The following is a 16,562-nucleotide window of genomic DNA, read 5'->3' as shown; positions in this document are numbered from 1 at the left end:
GGCCATTCTGCCAGCCCGGGCGGTGCGCGGTCAGACGCCGACCTCGTCGGATGCGCTCCGCGTGGCCGGAATCGAGCACTCCGCGGGGTCTCCGGAGGGCTGGGCCGCGGCTGCCGCGCGGGCGCGTCGCCGGGCCAGCGGGGTGGCGAGCGCGGTCAGGGCGATGAACGCGGCGATGGTGAGGAGGACGATCGTCGCACCGGGCGGGACGTCCTGGTAGTACGAGGTGACGGTGCCGCTGACGGTCACGGCCACCCCGATCGCGACGGCGATCGCGAAGGTCGCGGCGAAGCTGCGGCTGAGCTGCTGCGCCGCCGCCACCGGCACCACCATCAGCGCGGACACCAGGAGCAGGCCGACCACGCGCATGGCGACCGTGACGGTGACCGCCGCGGTGACCGCGGTCAGCAGGTTCAGCACGCGCACCGGCAGCCCGGTGACCCGGGCGAACTCCTCGTCCTGGCTGACCGCGAACAGCTGGCGGCGCAGGCCCAGCGTGACCAGCAGCACGAGCGCGGCGAGCACGCAGATCGCGGTCACGTCGGACTGCGAGACGGTGGACAGGGAGCCGAAGAGGTACGAGGTCAGGTTGGCGTTGGAGCCGCCCGGCGCGAGGTTGATCAGCATCACGCCGCCGGCCATGCCGCCGTAGAAGAGCATCGCGAGGGCGATGTCGCCGCGCGTCCTGCCGTACCAGCGGATCAGCTCCATCAGGACCGCGCCGAGGACGGAGACGGCGGTCGCCATCCACACCGGGGAGGTGGACAGCAGGAAGCCGAGGCCGACGCCGGTCATGGCCACGTGGCCGATGCCGTCGCCCATCAGGGCCTGGCGGCGCTGGACGAGGTAGATGCCGACCGCGGGGGCCGTGATGCCGACCAGGACGGCGGCGAGCAGGGCCCGCTGCATGAAGGCGTAGTCGAGGAAGTCCATCACAGCTCCATCAGCTCAGCAGGCCGGTGCGGAGCGGTTCGGCGGCCGCGGGCGCGTGCGGGTGTACGTGGTCGTGGCCGGGCAGGGCGTGCTGGCCCAGGGCCTTCGGGGGCGGGCCGTCGTGCAGCACGCAGCCGTCGCGCAGGACGACCGCCCGGTCGATCAGGGGCTCCAGCGGGCCCAGTTCGTGCAGCACGAGCAGGACGGTCGTACCGGCCTCGACCTGCCCCGCGAGGGTGCGGGCGAGCACCTCCTGGCTGGCCAGGTCGACGCCCGCCATCGGCTCGTCCATGATCAGCAGCTCGGGCTCGGCGACCAGGGCGCGGGCGATGAGCACGCGCTGGTGCTGGCCGCCGGAGAGGGCGTTCACCGAGTCCTTGGCGCGGTCGGCCATGCCGACCAGGTCCAGGGCGTGGTGCACGGCCTCCCGGTCCGCCCTGCGGAAGACGCCGAAGCGGGTGCGGGCCAGCCGGCCCGCGGAGACGATCTCCGTCACCGTCGCCGGGACACCGCCCGCCGCCGTCGTGCGCTGCGGCACGTAGCCCACGCGCGCCCAGTCGCGGAAGGAGCGGCGCGGGGTGCCGAACAGCTCGACCGTGCCGCCGCTGACCGGCACCTGGCCGATGATCGTGCGGATCGCCGTGGACTTGCCGGAGCCGTTGGCGCCGAGCAGCGCGACGACCTCGCCGCGGCCGACGGTGAGGTCGATGCCGCGCAGCACGGGACGGGCGCCCAGCTCGGCGGTGACCCCGCGCAGGGATATGACAGGCTCGTTGGTCATCGCATCTCCCGTCATTTGGCGCCCAGCGCCTGCTGGAGGGCCTTGAGGTTGGCTCGCTGGACGGAGAAGTAGTCGGTGCCGCGGGAGGCGCCGGTGATGCCCTCGATCGGGTCGAGGACGTCCGTCTTGAGACCGGCGTCGCCCGCGATGGTCTTCGCGGTCTTGTCGCTGACGAGGGTCTCGTAGAAGACGGTGGAGACGCCGTCGGCCCTGGCCATCTTCTCCAGGTCCTTCACCCGGGCGGCGCTCGGCTCCGACTCGGGGTCGAGGCCGTTGATCGCCTCCTCGGTGAGGCCGTAGCGCTCGGCGAGGTAGCCGAAGGCGGCGTGCGTGGTGATGAAGACCTTGGTCCGGGTGTGCGCCAGCCCGCTTCGGAACTCCGCGTCCAGGCCGTTCAGCTTCTTCACCAGGGCCGCGGTGTTCTTGCGGTAGTCGGCCGCGTGCTTCGGGTCGCCCTTCTCGAAGGCTGCGCCGACGCCCTGGGCGATTTTGGCGTAGCGCACCGGGTCGACCCAGACGTGCGGGTCCTTGCCGCCCGCCTCCTCGCCCTGGTGGCTGTCGTGCGCGGCGGCGTGTCCGCCGACCTCGTTGCCGTGGTCCTCGAGGGTGGTCAGGGAGGCCGCGTCGATCTTCGTGCCGACCGAGGACTGGGCCACCGCGGAGTCGACGGCGGGCTGGAGGTTCTTGAGGTAGAGGACGGCGTCGGAGTCGTCGAGCGCCGCGATCTGCCGGGGGCTGATCTCCAGGTCGTGGGGTTCCTGGCCGGGGGAGGTGAGCGTGGTGACGTGCACATGGCTGCCACCGATCTGCTCGGCCAGGAAGGCCATGGGGTAGAAGGACGCGACGACGTCGAACTTTCCGGTGTTCGCCGCCTCCGCCTTGTCGCCGGAGCAGGCGGAGAGGGTGCCGATCCCGAGGGCGGTGACCGCGGCGACCGCGGCGGCGGGTATGAGGCGTCGTCGTACGTTCATGACAGTCATTTTCAACAAATATGGAAACCGTTGTCAACAAGCCTGGTGGGGGCCGTCGAGCAGGGGGCCGATTTGGTTCTGGGGGAGCCTGCGCCGGTAACCTGAATCATTCGCAAGCTGGAAGCATCTCCGCTTCAACGCCAGTCGCCGTAATCGTCATGAAGAGAGCACCGTGGCCGCCGACAAGATCGACACCATCGTCAGCCTGAGCAAGCGCCGTGGCTTCGTTTTCCCGTGCAGTGAGATCTACGGCGGTCAGCGGGCCGCCTGGGACTACGGACCGCTCGGTGTCGAGCTCAAGGAGAACATCAAGCGCCAGTGGTGGCGCTACATGGTGACGTCGCGCGAGGACGTCGTCGGTATCGACTCGTCCGTCATCCTGGCCTCCGAGGTCTGGGTGGCCTCCGGTCACGTCGCCACCTTCACGGACCCGCTGACCGAGTGCACCGCGTGTCACAAGCGGTTCCGCGCCGACCACCTGGAAGAGGCGTACGAGGAGAAGAAGGGCCACGCCCCGGCGAACGGCCTGGCCGACATCAACTGCCCGAACTGTGGCAACAAGGGCCAGTTCACCGAGCCCAAGCAGTTCTCCGGCCTGCTGTCGACCCACCTCGGCCCGACCCAGGACAGCGGCTCCGTCGCCTACCTGCGTCCCGAGACCGCCCAGGGCATCTTCACCAACTTCGCCCAGGTGCAGACCACCTCGCGCCGCAAGCCGCCGTTCGGCATCGCGCAGATGGGCAAGTCCTTCCGCAACGAGATCACGCCGGGCAACTTCATCTTCCGCACCCGCGAGTTCGAGCAGATGGAGATGGAGTTCTTCGTCAAGCCGGGCGAGGACGAGCAGTGGCAGGAGTACTGGATGCAGCAGCGCTGGAACTGGTACACCGGCCTGGGCCTGCGTGAGGAGAACATGCGCTGGTACGAGCACCCGAAGGAGAAGCTCTCCCACTACTCCAAGCGCACCGCCGACATCGAGTACCGCTTCCAGTTCGGCGGCAGCGAGTGGGGCGAGCTGGAGGGCGTCGCCAACCGCACCGACTACGACCTGTCGGCGCACGCCAAGGCCTCCGGCCAGGACCTCTCCTACTTCGACCAGGAGGCCGGCGAGCGCTGGACGCCGTACGTCATCGAGCCCGCGGCGGGTGTCGGCCGGACCATGCTGGCCTTCCTGCTCGACGCCTACGTCGAGGACGAGGCGCCGAACGCCAAGGGCAAGATGGAGAAGCGGACCGTGCTGCGGCTCGACCACCGGCTGGCCCCGGTCAAGGTCGCGGTGCTGCCCCTGTCCCGCAACCCCGAGCTGTCGCCCAAGGCCAAGGGTCTCGCCCAGGCGCTGCGGCAGAACTGGAACATCGAGTTCGACGACGCCGGTGCGATCGGTCGCCGCTACCGCCGCCAGGACGAGATCGGTACGCCGTACTGCGTGACCGTCGACTTCGACACCCTCGAGGACAACGCGGTCACGGTCCGCGAGCGTGACTCCATGAAGCAGGAGCGCGTGTCGCTGGACCAGATCGAGGGCTACCTGGCCCAGCGTCTGCTCGGCTGCTGACGCCGGCGGCGTTCAGGCTGTCTCCCGCCCGCCCGCTCATCCGACTCCGTCGGCTGGGCGGGCGGGCGTTTCTGCTTCGGATGTCCAGGTCGCTTCAGATGTCCAGGTCCACGAAGAGCGCCGCGTGGTCCGATGCCTCGTCGAGCTTCGAGTGCACGGAGTCGAAGTGGTCCTGGTGCTCGAAGATGCCCCTCGGCTCCAGGCCGACCCGCTGCACCTTGTCGAAGAGGGCGGGCGGCAACAGGATGTAGTCCAGCTTGTCCCGGGCCGAGCGGCAGGTGCCGTGGGTGCCCGGGTCGCCCTGGTAGGACGGGTGGCTCATCACGTCGCGCAGACCGGTGTCGAGCAGCGCCTTCAGCGGCGCGCTGTCCGGGCTGTCGTTGAGGTCCCCGGCGACCACGACGTTCGGCGTGCGCTCCAGCGCCGCCTGGTAGATCTCCGCGACCCGTTGCGCCTGGGCCAGGCGCAGCCGCGGATCGTCGTGGAACTTGCTCTTGAGGTGGTTGCCGAGGAGCACCAGCGTCGTCCCCTCGCCGAGCTGGATCTCGTACTCGGGGCAGTCGCGGCTGAACAGGGGCCGGTCGGGGTGGGCCGGGTCCGGGTCGAACAGGTGCGGGCGGACCGAGGTGATCGCCCGGCGGCTGAGGATCCCGACGTCGATGCCCCGCGGATCGTTGCCGTCGATCAGCAGGTTGAAGGGGTACGGCTGCGCGCCCTGGACGGCGCCCAGGACATGCCGGTTGAAGAGGTCCAGGGTGAGCCGGTCCTCGACCTCGGCCACCAGCTGGATGTCCGCGCCGACCTCGGCGACCACCTGTGCGGTGTTCCGGACCGCGGTCATGTCCAGGTCGTCCTGGACCAGTTCGACCCAGCCGGCCCAGGAGCCGCGGCCGGTCGCGTGGATGGTCAGGTCCTGGACCTGGGCCCCGGGAGGGGGAGGGTCGAAGAGTCCGGTGGTCTTGCCCGGGCGGTTCTGGTTGACGAAGATCAGCGGAGGATTGTCCGGATCGATGTCGTAGGCCCGGTTGGTCACGATGAGGTCGGCGATTTCCTTCTTGTCGGCGTCGGTGTACGTCGCCTTGTCGAGCAGTGCGACCAACGTGTCGAAATCGTCGAGTACGCGCTTCCGCTGGGCCGGGTCCGCGAGCCGGAAGGCGGCAGGCCGGCGGAAGAGGTTCTCGGTGTTGTAGGTGGCGATACGGACGACCATGGCGGCCTCCTCGGCGGCGCGAACACCGCACGGCCGACGGCAGGCGCCGCCTGAGGAGCTACACGTCGGCATCTCCCATTCTCCGGCGGAGGCCGCGCCGACGCGAGCTGACAAATGACAGGTGACAGATATTGAAATCTGTCACCTGTCATGGCAGAGTGAGGGCCATGACGATGCGAACCCGAAACCTCGGAACCACCGGCCCGCAGGTCTTTGCCCTCGGCCTCGGCTGCATGGGCATGTCCGCCCTGTACGGCGACGCCGACCGCGCGGAGTCCGTCGCGACCGTCCACGCCGCCCTGGAGGCCGGGGTCACCCTCCTCGACACCGGCGACTTCTACGCCATGGGCCACAACGAGATGCTCGTCGGCGAGGCGCTGCGCACCGCCCCGCCGGCCCGCCGCGAACAGGCCCTCGTCAGCGTCAAGTTCGGCGCCCTGCGCGACCCCGCCGGCAACTGGGTCGGCTACGACGGCCGCCCCGCCGCCGTGAAGAACTTCGCCGCCTACTCCCTCCAGCGCCTCGGCGTCGACCACATCGACGTCTACCGGCTCGCCCGCCTCGACCCGGACGTGCCCGTCGAGGAGACCGTCGGCGCCATCGCCGAGCTGGTCGAGAAGGGGTACGTGCGGCACATCGGCCTCAGCGAGGTCGGCGCCGACAGCATCCGGCGGGCCGCCGCCACCGCCCCGATCGCCGACCTCCAGATCGAGTACTCGCTCATCTCCCGCGGCATCGAGCGGGAGATCCTGCCGACCGTACGGGAGCTGGGCATCGGGATCACGGCGTACGGCGTCCTGTCCCGCGGTCTGATCTCCGGCCACTTCACCCCGGAACGGCAGCTGTCCGAGGACGACATCCGGGCCCACTCGCCCCGCTTCCAGGGCGACAACCTCCGGCACAACCTGAACCTGGTCGACGCCCTGCGCCGAATCGCCGACCGGAAGGGCGCCACCGTCGCCCAGCTCGCCATCGCCTGGGTGCTGGCCCGGGGCGAGGACATCGTGCCGCTGATCGGCGCCCGCACCCGGCAGCGGCTCGGCGAGTCGCTGGGCGCCCTGGACGTCGTCCTCGACGCGGCCGACCTCGCCGCCATCGAGGAGGCCGTCCCGGCGGACGCGGCGGCCGGCGAGCGCTACGCCCCCGCCCAGATGGCCATGCTCGACAGCGAACGCTGAACCGGCCGCCGGGTACGGTCTAGGCATGGCACCGACCAGCGAGACCCTGACCGCCGAGCGCATCCTCGAAGCGACCGAGGAGGTGCTGCGCCGCCACGGCCCGGCCAAGGCCACCGTGGTCGACGTGGCCCGCGCGCTCGGCGTCAGCCACGGCAGCGTCTACCGGCACTTCCGCACCAAGGCGGTGCTGCGCGGCGCCGTCACCAAGCGCTGGCTGGACCGGACTTCGCAAGCGCTGGCCGGCATCGTCATGGCGGACACCGCGCCCGAGGAGCGGCTGCGGGCCTGGCTCGCGGCGCTGTTCGAGGCGAAGCGGCACAAGGCCGGGGACGATCCCGAGCTGTTCGCGACCTACACGGTGCTCACCGACGAGAACGGGACGGTCGTCGGTGAGCACATCGCCGACCTGACCGGGCAGCTGACCCGGATCGTCGAGGCGGGAGCAGAGGCGGGCGTCTTCTCCGTGTCCGACCCCGCCGCCGCGGCCCGGGCCGTCTTCCAGGCCACCGGCCGCTTCCACGACCCCTGCTACGCGCGGGAGTGGCAGCGCGAAGGGGTGGAGGAGGAGTTCCGGGCGGTGGTGGACCTGCTGATACGGGGGCTCCGCGGGGCCTGACCGGGGCCCCGCCCCTTCAGCAGTGGCTCACCCCACCGACCTCGGCAGCCGCAGGCTCAGCAGGCCCGTCAGGACGATCCCGCCCACCTGGGTCAGCAGCGTGACCAGCAGCGCGTCCCGCATGCCGAGGTGGGGGACCAGGGTGAGGAACAGCGTGCCGAGCGTGGCCACGCCCAGCGCCAGCGCCGACTGCTGGGTCGTCACCATCACCCCGCCGCCGACCCCGGCCCGCGCCGTCGGCACCTCGGACAGCACCAGCCGCATCACATTGGGCAGTTGGAGCGCCTGACCCGCACCGGCCACCGCCATCCCGGGCAGCAGCGACACCACGCCCACGTGCGGCCAGTCCCGCCACACGGCCAGCGCGATCAGCAGCACCCCCACTCCCTGCGCCACGGACCCCGCGGTGACCACCCGGGTGCCGTACCGGCCGACCAGCCGCGGACCGGCGAGGGAGACGAAGAGGAAGACGACGGCCATCGGGGCCAGCGCGAGCCCCGCCGGCACCGGGCCGAGCCGGGCCCCCTGCTGGAGCGCCAGCGCGATCACGAACATGAACCCGGCGAAGCCGATGGAGAACGGCACCATCAGCACCAGACCCCGCCGCATCGACGCCACCGCGAACAGGCTCGGCGGCACCAGCGGCGTCCGCCCGGCCCGGTCCGCCCGCCGCTCCACCGCCCAGAACGCCCCGGCCACCACCGGGAACGCGGCCAGCGACAGCCATGTCCACAGCGGCCAGCCCGCCGCCCGGCCCTCGGTCAGCGGCGCCAGCAGTGTCAGCAGGGACGCGGCGAGCAGCACCGTGCCCGGGCCGTCCACGGGCTCCGGACGCTGCGACCGGGTCTCCGGTACGAACCGCACCGCGAGCACCAGCCCGACCACGACCACGGGCACGTTGACCAGGAACACCGACCGCCATCCGGTGCCCGCGACATCGGCGGCCACCAGCACCCCGCCGAGTATCTGCCCGGCCACCATCGACAGCCCGGCCGTCGCGCCGTACAGGCTCATGGCCTTCGCACGGCGCGCGCCGCTGGTGGCGGCCTGGATGGTGGCGAGTACCTGCGGCAGCATCGCGGCGGCCGCCGCGCCCTGCGCCACCCGCGCCGCCACCAGGCTCCAGGCGTCCGGCGCCAGCCCGCAGGCCAGCGAGGTCAGCCCGAAGGCGGCCATGCCGCCGAGGAACAGCCGGCGCCGCCCGAACAGGTCCCCGAGCCGTCCGCCGACGACCAGCAGCACGGCGTACGCCACCCCGTACCCGGCGACCACCAGCTCCAGCACGGCCTCGCTCGCGGCCAGGCCGGAGCCGATGGCCGGCAGGGCGACGTTGACGATGAAGAAGTCGACCAGCGGCAGCGCCGCGGCCAGCAGAACGGTGAACAGGCCGAGTCCGCCGAGTCCCGGCGGACCGGCCGCCGGCCGGGCTGTGCCGGCCGGGGCGGTGATGACGGTTTCGCTCATGGCACCGAGCCTGCGCCCGCACTCAGAGTGGTACCAGAGTCTCCTCATCCTGGTACCAGAAGTACCTGGAAACAGGATGGCGCAGGCGGCACCCTGGAACCATGACGACCGCGCCGCCCCTTGTCCAGGACACCGCCCCCCGGAAGCCGCGCCGGCCCTCCGAGATCCGCCGCCAGGAGCTGGCCGCCTTTCTGCGCAGCCGGCGCGAGCGGATCACCCCGGAGCAGGTGGGCCTGGTCCGGGGCGCCCGGCGCCGCACCCCCGGCCTGCGCCGCGAGGAGGTCGCCCAGCTCTCCGCGGTCGGCGTCACCTGGTACACCTGGCTGGAGCAGGCCCGCGACATCCAGGTCTCCGTGCAGGTCCTGGACGCCCTCGCCCGCACCCTGCTGCTGGACGCCAGCGAACGCGCCCACCTCTTCCAGCTGGCCGGGGCCACCGACCCGACGCCCGCCGCGCACTGCACCGGCGTCACCCCGGCGCTGCGCACCCTGCTGGACCGGCTGGACCCGAACCCCGCCTGCATCCAGAACAGCCGGTACGACATCCTCGCCTACAACCGCACCTACGGCCTGCTGCTGGGCGACCTGGACGCCATCGCGCCCGAGGACCGCAACTGCATGATCCTCGTGCACAGCGACCCGGGCTGGCAGCAGACCGTCGTCCACCTCGCGGAGTCCCAGCGGCTGATGGCCGCCCGGCTGCGCGCCTCCCTCGCCGGGCACCTCGGCGAACCCGCCTGGAAGATGCTCCTCAAACGGCTGAAGGAGTACCCCGCGTTCCGCGAGAACTGGGAGCGCTACGAGGTGGTCGCCACCCGCTCCAAGACCAAGGAGTTCCGCAACCCGTACGTCGGCCTGCTCACCCTGGAACACACGGACCTGTGGCTCGGCCCCGAGCTGGGTGCCCGCATGGTCACCTACACCCCGAAGGACGAGCAGACCACGGAGCGGCTGGAGCGGCTGTACGAGCTGGCGCTCAGCAGGGCTTGACGTGCCGGCCCGGGTACCCGGGCGGCAACCGACGCAGCAGCGCATGGCCGGAAAGGGGCCGACCCGAGGTGGTGTTCCGGTAAAAGCTTCGACATCGGCTGTTCAATAACCCTGACCTGGTCTTGTTCTGTGCATGACTCACTCGATGGGATGCGCGTGACCACTTCGTCCGATCACGGACACGTCCGACCACGGACCTCTCTCAGGGGAATTCATGCACATAGCCCGTACCGGGCGCGGCGTCGCGGCCACCGCGGCCGTCACCGCCGCCCTTGCCGCCGCCGCGCTGACCACGACGTCGCCGGCCGGTGGCAACACCACCGCCTCCGCCGCCGTACCGCACACCTTCGCGGTGCCGGCGGTCGCGGGACACCAGCTGGTCCACGGCGTGGCCAAGCCGCTCCCCATCGCGCAGTGCCAGAGCAAGTGGCAGATCGCCTGCTACACCCCCCTTCAGTACCGCACCGCGTACAACCTGAACGCGCTGTACAAGAAGGGCATCACGGGCAAGGGGCGCACGATCGTCATCGTCGACTCGTTCGGCTCCCCGACGGTCCAGCACGACCTGGACGTCTACAGCAAGCAGTTCGGTCTGCCCAGCACCAAGGTCAAGGTCGTGAAGTGGGGGCACGTCCCCGCCTTCGACCCGAAGAACAGCGACATGACCGGCTGGGCCGGCGAGACCACGCTGGACGTGGAGATGGCCCACGCCGTGGCGCCCGGCGCGAAGATCGTCCTGGTGGAGACGGCGGTCTCGGAGACCGAGGGCACCACCGGTCTGCCGGAGATGATGAGCGCCGAGAAGTACCTGATCGACCACGGGGTCGGCGACGTCATCAGCCAGAGCTTCGGTGCCACCGAGAACACCTTCCCGGGCTTCGAGAAGGGTGACTTCACCAGCATCAAGAAGCTGCGGTACGCCTTCCAGGACGCGCAGCGCAAGCACGTGACCGTGCTCGCCTCCTCCGGTGACGGCGGCGCCACGGACAACACCGCGGACGGCAAGGGCTACTACAAGAAGCGCGTCAACTCCTGGCCGTCCTCCGACCCGCTGGTCACCTCCATCGGCGGTACGCAGCTGCACCTGAACGACAAGGGTCAGCGCATCAAGCCGGACAGCGTCTACAACGACTACGGCGCGGGCGGCGGCGGCCAGTCGCACGTCTTCAACCGTCCCTCCTTCCAGAACGGCGTGCAGAAGGTCGTCGGCACCCGCCGTGGCACCCCGGACATCTCGATGGCCGCGGCCGTCAACGGCGGCGCCTGGGTCTACTCCAGCTTCGACCCGACGGCCACCGGCTGGGACGTCTCCGGCGGCACCAGCGAGGCCTCCCCGCTGTTCTCGGGCATCGTCGCCCTCGCCGACCAGGCCGCCGGGCACCGCCTCGGTCACATCAACGAGGCGCTGTACACGCTCTACAAGCACAAGAGCGCCGGCATCGTCGACGTCAACGACGGCACCGACAACAGCTACGAGGGTGTCACCGGCTACAAGGCGGTCAACGGCTACGACATGGCCACCGGCGTGGGCACCCTGGACGCCCTGCGCCTGGTGACGGCCCTGGCGAAGAGCGGTCACTGACCGCCGGCACGGCTGAGACCGGTCGACGCCGGCTGAGACCGGCCGGGACCGGCTGACGGAACCCCCCGGGTGGAGGCTGCATCTACCTGTCCGCAGAGGCAGGGTGCCTCGCCCGGGGGGTTTCTTGTGCAGGTACGACATACCGCGGCCGTCTCCGCCCTGGGCGTGGCGCTGCTGCTGGGCGCGGTCGGCTGCGCGGACGACCACCGCGCCGTCGCCGACTGCGGGACACCGCACCTGCGCTGGACACTGACCCGCCTGGCCGGCGGCGGGCCTCCGGGGGCGCCGGCCGCCCTGCTCAGCGCCCGCAACACCGGTACGCAGCCCTGCGCCCTCGACGGCTTCCCGGAACTCGACGCCCAGGTGGGCAAGGCGCAGGGGATGGAGTCGCGCCCGAAGCGGGGGGCCACGGCGCCCCGGGTGGTGCTGGAGCCGGGCCGCGCGGCCGGCTTCCCGGTCTCCTACCGCACCGGGACGGACCCGGACGGGTACTGCTACATCACCGGCGACCTCGATCCGGCCCTGTACGTGACCCCGCCGCACCCCGCGCGGGGCGAGCACGGCACCCGCATCGAACTGACCGACGGCCGGGGCCGCCACCTCAAGGCCCAGATCTGCTCGGACACCCTCGAACTGGGCCCGCCCGACCGGGTCTAGCTCCGTCCGGAGGCGCCCACGGGCTGGCGGATCTCCGAGGACTCCAGGCGCTCCGCCGTGCGCTCGGCGGTGCGGCGGGCCCAGCTGCCGCTGGTGAGCAGGCCGAGGGCGAGGACGGCCAGGCCGCAGCCGGTGAGGATCCACCAGCCGGGGCCGGCCGCCGAGACGAAGGCGGATCTGAACGGCGAGGAGCCGACACCGGAGGCCAGGACCGCGCCGATCACCGCGACGCCGAGCGTCTGGCCCAGCTGTCTGCTGGTGGAGGCGACGGCGGCGGCCACCCCGGCCTGGGCGCGCGGCATCCCGGAGACGGCCGTGTTGGTGATCGGCGCGTTCACGAAGCCGAAGCCGATGCCGAACAGGACGTAGCCGATCAGGCGCGTGATGTTCGAGGTCTCGGCCTCGAAGGCGGCGAAGAGGGCGGCGCTCGCCGTCATCGCCGTACCGGCGATCAGGAGGGGCAGGCGGGGGCCGCGGCTGCCGACCAGCCGTCCGGACAGCGGTGCGCACAGGAAGGTGGGCGCGGCCATCGGCAGCATCCACAGGCCCGCGTGCAGCGCGTCCAGGCCGCGCACGTTCTGAAGGTAGAGGGTGGACAGGAAGAGGAAGCCGCCGAGCGCCGCGAACGCGCTGATCGCGATGACGGTCGCGCCGCTGAACGGGGCCGAACCGAAGAAGCGCAGGTCGATGAGGGGTTCCTCGCGCCGGGGCTCGTACCAGAGCAGGGCCAGCAGCGCGGCCAGGGCCACCGCGGCGAACGGCGCCACCGTGCCGGGCCCGGAGGAGGGGGCCGCGATGATGGCGTAGGTCAGCGCGCCGAACAGGGCGATCACCAGCAGCTGGCCGACCGGGTCGGGGCGGCGGGCCTTGGGCGCCCGGGACTCCGGGACGAAGCGCAGGGTGAGGAGCAGGGCGGCGAGGCCGACCGGGAGGTTTATCCAGAAGATCGCGCGCCAGCTCACCGACTGGACGAGGAGTCCGCCCACCAGCGGGCCCGCCGCCATCGAGATGCCGACCACCGCACCCCAGGCACCGATCGCGCGGGCACGCTCGCGCGCGTCGGTGAAGGTGTTGGTGATGATCGACATGGCGACCGGGTTGAGCATCGAGCCGCCGACGGCCTGGACCATACGGAAGACGATCAGCAGTTCCAGGTTGGGCGCGAGCGAGCAGAGCAGCGAGCCGACGGAGAAGACCACCAGGCCCGCCATGAAGACTTTTCTGCGCCCGATGCGGTCGGCGGTGGACCCCGCCAGCATCAGCAGCGAGGCCAGCACCAGGGTGTAGGCGTCGATCGTCCACTGGAGGCCGGCGGTCGTGGCGTGCAGGTCGCGCTGCATCGACGGCAGCGCCACGTTCAGCACGGTGTTGTCGAGGCTCACGATCAGCAGACTCATACAGCAGATCGCGAGCACCAGCAGACGTCTGCGATGGCTCAACTCGGGCATGGTCTCATCGTACCCGACTTCAATAGTATGTCTAACTAATTACAGCTACACGATTCTTCCGGCGACCGGTCGGCCGGTCGTCCGCCACCTCCGGCTCATCCGAGTACCCGGGTGGGGGACAATGGGGGCTTGACTGTGTCGTACATCCGTACCGGAGCCCTGTGATGACCCACCCGCTCTCCATCGGCCCGCACGCCGTCGCACCGCCCGTCGTGCTCGCACCCATGGCGGGGATCACCAACGCGCCCTTCCGCACCCTGTGCCGGGAGTTCAGCGGCGGCAAGGGCCTCTTCGTCAGCGAGATGATCACGACCCGGGCGCTGGTCGAACGCAACGACAAGACCATGCAGCTGATCAAGTTCGACGCGAGCGAGCAGCCGCGCTCGATCCAGCTGTACGGCGTCGACCCGGTGACCGTCGGCAAGGCCGTCCGCATGATCGTGGAAGAGGACCTGGCCGACCACATCGACCTGAACTTCGGCTGCCCGGTCCCCAAGGTCACCCGCAAGGGCGGCGGCTCGGCGCTGCCGTACAAGCGGAACCTGCTGCGCGCCATCCTGCGCGAGGCGGTCTCCGGCGCCGGCGACCTGCCCGTCACCATGAAGATGCGCAAGGGCATCGACGACGACCACCTCACCTACCTCGACGCCGGCCGTATCGCCGTCGAGGAGGGCGTCACCGCCATCGCCCTGCACGGCCGTACCACCGCCCAGCACTACGGCGGCACCGCCGACTGGGACGCCATCGCCCGGCTGAAGGAGCACGTCCCGGAGATCCCGGTGCTCGGCAACGGCGACATTTGGTGCGCCGAGGACGCGCTGCGGATGGTGCGCGAGACCGGCTGCGACGGCGTGGTCGTCGGCCGCGGCTGCCTCGGCCGGCCGTGGCTCTTCGCCGACCTGGTCGCGGCCTTCGAAGGACGCCCGGACGAGGTGGCCCGGCCCGCGCTGCGCGAGGTCGCCGATGTCATGGTCCGGCACGCCCGGCTGCTCGGCGAGTGGATCGGCGACGAGTCCAAGGGCGTGATCGACTTCCGCAAGCACGTCGCCTGGTACCTGAAGGGCTTCGCGGTCGGCTCCGAGATGCGCAAGCGGCTCGCGATCACCTCCTCGCTGGAGGAGCTGCGGGCCGGGCTGGACGAGCTGGACCTCGACCAGGCCTGGCCTGCCGGCGCGGACGGCCCCCGGGGCCGTACGTCCGGCAACAACCGGGTGGTGCTGCCGGACGGCTGGCTGAAGGACCCGTACGACTGCGCGGGCGTGAGCGAGGACGCGGAGCTGGACACCTCCGGGGGCTGAGAGAGCCCCCTAGGGGGTGTCAGCCCTTCTTCGGGTGCGGGGTCGAGCCGTAGGCCGTCAGGAAGCGGTCGCGGAAGGCGCTCATCCGCCACACCGGGGCGTCGTGGGCGGGCCGCAGGCCGTCCGTCCACCCCCACCCGGAGATCCGGTCCAGCACCTTCGGGTCCTTGGCGACGATCGCCACCGGCACATCACGGCTGGCGTGGTTCCCGCTGACCCGGGCGATGGGCTGGTGGTCGCCGAGGAAGACCAGGACGGTGTCCTTGGTGCCGTACCGCTCCAGCCACTGGGTGAGCGCGGTCACCGAGTACTGGATCGTCTTGCCGTACTCCTGGCGGGACTTGGTGGTGTCGGCGATGACGTCGGCCGGCTTGTTGCCCGCCGCCTGGATGCCCTTGAAGATCGAGCCGTCGCCCAGCTGGTCCCAGCCGACCATGTGCGGGATCGGCGCCCACGGCTGGTGGCTGGAGGTGAGGATCAGCAGCGACATCCGCGCCTTGCCGTCCGCGGGCTTCCTGCTGTGCACCCGGTCCTGGTACTGCTGCAACGCGTACTGGTCCGGCATGGTCGACCAGCTGAACTTCGGTCCCTTGTAGCCGAGTTGGAAGGCGTTGTAGACCTTGTCGAGGCCGTACCACTTCTGCTCCGGCCATGCCTTCTGCACGCCCGGCATGACCCCGACCGTGTCGAAGGCGCCGGTCTTCTTGAACGCCTCGGTCAGGCTGAGGTGGTCGCTGGCCATCACCGTGCGGTAGCGCTGCTGGTTGCTGATCCACAGGCCCGACATGGTGGTGGAGTGCCCGAGCCAGCTGCTGCCGCCGTAGGTGGCCGAGGTCAGCCAGCCGCTCTTGGCGTGGAAACCGGCCTTGGCCAGCGCCTTGGTGCGGGCGTCGAGGGTCGCGTCGACGCCCGGCGCCATGATCGGGTCCTCGATCGCGCTGCGGCCGTAGCTCTCGATGAACGTGAAGATCATGTCCTTGCCGCGCAGATCGGGCACCAGCTGGCTGCCCGGCGTGTTCCCGAAGGCGTCGACCCGGGCCACCTTCTCGAACTCCGCCTCGTCCCGCAGCGTGCTCGCCACCTCCCGGACCTGCGCCTTCATGGCGGAGGCGGTGCCGTCGGAGGCGATCGGCACACCGCCGAGCTGGAGGCCCAGCGAGGAGCAGGTGATCCACGCCACCCCGGCGATCAGCGTGCCCCGGGTGGCGATGCCGTGGTTGCGGACGAGCAGGTTGCTCAGCCGGACCGTCGACAGCGTGAGCAGCACGAAGAGGAGGACGACGAGGGCGATGACCCCGACCACGGCGGCGAGAGCGGTCGTACGGCCGAGGGAGTCCGCCAGATACGACTCCGCGTCGCCGAACAGGCTCCAGTCCAGTACGACGTTGAAGCCCCGGCCCAGGTACTGGTTGAAGCCCATGTCCAGCAGGTTCAGCACGGTCATGGCGGCGAGCGCGAGCCCGGACACCACGGCCAGCACGAGCCGCGGCCGACGCGGCAGCGCGAGCAGCACGGCGGCGCCGATGACCGCCTCCCCGGGAATCCGGGTGAACGCCGTGGGCTCCAGCCGTACGACGGTGTTCGGCAGCACCAGCGCGGCGAGCACCAGGGCGGCGGCGCACACGGTCACGGCACAGGACACCACCCGCGCGGCGACCGGATACCGCTCCCGCCAGAACACCCAGGGTCGGCGGGAGCGCCGGGGCAGAGCAGAGACGCCGTCCGGCCCGGGAGCGGGATCGGAGTCTGCGGCTTCGGCTGGGCTGGGAGCGGGGTCTGCGGTTCCGGCTTGGCCGGAAGCGGGGGATTCGGCTGCGGCTTCCGTTTCGCCTTGGGACGGGGCTGCGGCTGCGGCCTTGGTCCCGGCTTGCCCTTCGGCA

Annotated in this window: 14 protein-coding genes; 7 read left to right on the top strand and 7 right to left on the bottom strand. The window is 71.0% G+C overall.

Annotated features, from left to right (window positions below; genetic code table 11):
- Positions 1-30 precede the first annotated feature (30 nt).
- Genes ACWCV9_RS18835 through ACWCV9_RS18825 form a run of 3 tightly spaced genes read right to left on the bottom strand, consistent with a single transcriptional unit; the run spans position 31 to position 2,685 of the window.
- Positions 31-933 (bottom strand): metal ABC transporter permease, encoded by a 903-nt coding sequence (locus ACWCV9_RS18835; RefSeq protein WP_385844676.1) that lies wholly within the window; start codon positions 931-933, stop codon positions 31-33.
- A 10-nt stretch (positions 934-943) separates the two neighbouring features.
- A complete protein-coding gene (locus ACWCV9_RS18830; RefSeq protein ID WP_450787972.1) occupies positions 944-1,714 on the bottom strand; it encodes a metal ABC transporter ATP-binding protein in 771 nt (256 codons plus the stop codon).
- A gap of 11 nt (positions 1,715-1,725) precedes the next feature.
- Complete coding sequence (locus ACWCV9_RS18825) at positions 1,726-2,685, bottom strand: metal ABC transporter substrate-binding protein (protein ID WP_450787970.1); 960 nt, start codon at positions 2,683-2,685, stop codon at positions 1,726-1,728.
- Positions 2,686-2,857: 172 nt separating this feature from the next.
- On the opposite strand from ACWCV9_RS18825, the gene ACWCV9_RS18820 reads away from it, so the two are divergent.
- The gene (locus ACWCV9_RS18820) at positions 2,858-4,240 is read left to right on the top strand and encodes a glycine--tRNA ligase (protein WP_385844681.1); all 1,383 of its coding nucleotides are present in this window, start codon (positions 2,858-2,860) and stop codon (positions 4,238-4,240) included.
- A gap of 94 nt (positions 4,241-4,334) precedes the next feature.
- Here the strand turns inward: ACWCV9_RS18820 and ACWCV9_RS18815 are convergent, their stop codons facing one another.
- A complete protein-coding gene (locus tag ACWCV9_RS18815; protein WP_450787969.1) occupies positions 4,335-5,450 on the bottom strand; it encodes an endonuclease/exonuclease/phosphatase family protein in 1,116 nt (371 codons plus the stop codon).
- Between the two features lie 167 nt (positions 5,451-5,617).
- On the opposite strand from ACWCV9_RS18815, the gene ACWCV9_RS18810 reads away from it, so the two are divergent.
- Both ACWCV9_RS18810 and ACWCV9_RS18805 read left to right on the top strand, forming a co-directional pair.
- Positions 5,618-6,628, top strand: coding sequence for an aldo/keto reductase (locus ACWCV9_RS18810; protein WP_450787967.1), 1,011 nt, complete (start codon positions 5,618-5,620; stop codon positions 6,626-6,628).
- A 25-nt stretch (positions 6,629-6,653) separates the two neighbouring features.
- Positions 6,654-7,244: a TetR family transcriptional regulator gene (locus ACWCV9_RS18805; RefSeq protein WP_450787965.1), complete on the top strand. Its 591-nt coding sequence runs from the start codon at positions 6,654-6,656 to the stop codon at positions 7,242-7,244.
- A gap of 27 nt (positions 7,245-7,271) precedes the next feature.
- Here the strand turns inward: ACWCV9_RS18805 and ACWCV9_RS18800 are convergent, their stop codons facing one another.
- Positions 7,272-8,708, bottom strand: a complete 1,437-nt coding sequence (locus ACWCV9_RS18800) for an MFS transporter (protein WP_450787963.1) — start codon at positions 8,706-8,708, stop codon at positions 7,272-7,274.
- A gap of 101 nt (positions 8,709-8,809) precedes the next feature.
- Here ACWCV9_RS18800 and ACWCV9_RS18795 point away from each other — a divergent pair, with 101 nt between their 5' ends.
- The 3 genes from ACWCV9_RS18795 to ACWCV9_RS18785 all read left to right on the top strand — a co-directional run bounded on the left by ACWCV9_RS18795 (position 8,810) and on the right by ACWCV9_RS18785 (position 11,936).
- Positions 8,810-9,697 (top strand): helix-turn-helix transcriptional regulator, encoded by an 888-nt coding sequence (locus tag ACWCV9_RS18795; RefSeq protein WP_450787962.1) that lies wholly within the window; start codon positions 8,810-8,812, stop codon positions 9,695-9,697.
- A 214-nt stretch (positions 9,698-9,911) separates the two neighbouring features.
- Entirely contained in the window at positions 9,912-11,279 is a 1,368-nt protein-coding gene (locus tag ACWCV9_RS18790) for a S53 family peptidase (RefSeq protein ID WP_450787960.1), read from the top strand.
- A 126-nt stretch (positions 11,280-11,405) separates the two neighbouring features.
- Positions 11,406-11,936 carry a DUF4232 domain-containing protein gene (locus ACWCV9_RS18785; RefSeq protein ID WP_450787958.1) on the top strand — a complete coding sequence of 177 codons (531 nt, stop codon included), beginning with the start codon at positions 11,406-11,408 and terminating at the stop codon, positions 11,934-11,936.
- Here the strand turns inward: ACWCV9_RS18785 and ACWCV9_RS18780 are convergent.
- The gene (locus ACWCV9_RS18780; RefSeq protein ID WP_450787956.1) at positions 11,933-13,384 is read right to left on the bottom strand and encodes an MFS transporter; all 1,452 of its coding nucleotides are present in this window, start codon (positions 13,382-13,384) and stop codon (positions 11,933-11,935) included. The genes ACWCV9_RS18785 and ACWCV9_RS18780 overlap by 4 nt on opposite strands.
- 164 nt (positions 13,385-13,548) lie before the next feature.
- Between ACWCV9_RS18780 and dusB the strand changes: the two genes are divergently transcribed.
- Positions 13,549-14,682 carry a tRNA dihydrouridine synthase DusB gene (gene dusB / locus ACWCV9_RS18775; RefSeq protein WP_450787954.1) on the top strand — a complete coding sequence of 378 codons (1,134 nt, stop codon included), beginning with the start codon at positions 13,549-13,551 and terminating at the stop codon, positions 14,680-14,682.
- Positions 14,683-14,701: 19 nt separating this feature from the next.
- Here the strand turns inward: dusB and ACWCV9_RS18770 are convergent, their stop codons facing one another.
- Positions 14,702-16,363 (bottom strand): CDP-alcohol phosphatidyltransferase, encoded by a 1,662-nt coding sequence (locus ACWCV9_RS18770; RefSeq protein WP_450787952.1) that lies wholly within the window; start codon positions 16,361-16,363, stop codon positions 14,702-14,704.
- Between the last annotated feature and the right edge of the window lie 199 nt (positions 16,364-16,562).

Source organism: Streptomyces sp. NPDC001606, from assembly GCF_053596835.1.
The sequence above is the reverse complement of the archived record's forward strand: the minus strand, read 5'-3'. Positions and strand labels throughout refer to the sequence as shown.

Coding starts and splice junctions, on each gene's coding strand:
- ACWCV9_RS18835 (WP_385844676.1), bottom strand. CDS start 933: ATGGACTTCCTCGACTACGCCTTCATGCAGCGGGCCCTGCTCGCCGCC.
- ACWCV9_RS18830 (WP_450787972.1), bottom strand. CDS start 1,714: ATGACCAACGAGCCTGTCATATCCCTGCGCGGGGTCACCGCCGAGCTG.
- ACWCV9_RS18825 (WP_450787970.1), bottom strand. CDS start 2,685: ATGAACGTACGACGACGCCTCATACCCGCCGCCGCGGTCGCCGCGGTC.
- ACWCV9_RS18815 (WP_450787969.1), bottom strand. CDS start 5,450: ATGGTCGTCCGTATCGCCACCTACAACACCGAGAACCTCTTCCGCCGG.
- ACWCV9_RS18810 (WP_450787967.1), top strand. CDS start 5,618: ATGACGATGCGAACCCGAAACCTCGGAACCACCGGCCCGCAGGTCTTT.
- ACWCV9_RS18805 (WP_450787965.1), top strand. CDS start 6,654: ATGGCACCGACCAGCGAGACCCTGACCGCCGAGCGCATCCTCGAAGCG.
- ACWCV9_RS18800 (WP_450787963.1), bottom strand. CDS start 8,708: ATGAGCGAAACCGTCATCACCGCCCCGGCCGGCACAGCCCGGCCGGCG.
- ACWCV9_RS18795 (WP_450787962.1), top strand. CDS start 8,810: ATGACGACCGCGCCGCCCCTTGTCCAGGACACCGCCCCCCGGAAGCCG.
- ACWCV9_RS18790 (WP_450787960.1), top strand. CDS start 9,912: ATGCACATAGCCCGTACCGGGCGCGGCGTCGCGGCCACCGCGGCCGTC.
- ACWCV9_RS18780 (WP_450787956.1), bottom strand. CDS start 13,384: ATGCCCGAGTTGAGCCATCGCAGACGTCTGCTGGTGCTCGCGATCTGC.
- dusB (WP_450787954.1), top strand. CDS start 13,549: ATGACCCACCCGCTCTCCATCGGCCCGCACGCCGTCGCACCGCCCGTC.